Annotated in this window: 1 rRNA gene; it reads left to right on the top strand. The window is 38.3% G+C overall.

Going from position 1 to position 368, the window contains the following annotated elements:
* Window positions 1-97, top strand: a 16S ribosomal RNA gene (locus tag M3182_RS25860); the annotation flags it as partial.
* Window positions 98-368 lie beyond the last annotated feature (271 nt).

The following is a 368-nucleotide window of genomic DNA, read 5'->3' as shown; positions in this document are numbered from 1 at the left end:
TTGCCCCTGGGGCCAGCCGCCTAAGGTGGGACAGATGATTGGGGTGAAGTCGTAACAAGGTAGCCGTATCGGAAGGTGCGGCTGGATCACCTCCTTTCTAAGGATAATGTCTTAAGGACATTCGGAACTCAGACCTTATGGTCTGTGACTAGCAATTTCACGAAAATTGCATTAAGAAAATCTAAAGATTTTCACTGTTAATCGCTTGTTTGTTTAGTTTTGAGAGTGCATTTTTCTCTCAAAACATTGTTCCTTGAAAACTAGATAATCGTAAGTAAGAAGGCAAAAGTAAAACTCTTTAAAAGAACTTCTTTTAAAGAAACCGAGTATCGCCATTTTAGTTTTTCTCTCTTTTATTAAAAAGAGAA

Source organism: Mesobacillus maritimus (assembly GCF_023715205.1).
Lineage (GTDB): Bacteria > Bacillota > Bacilli > Bacillales > Cytobacillaceae > Mesobacillus_B > Mesobacillus_B maritimus_C.
This window is presented reverse-complemented; position numbering and strand designations above follow the sequence as displayed.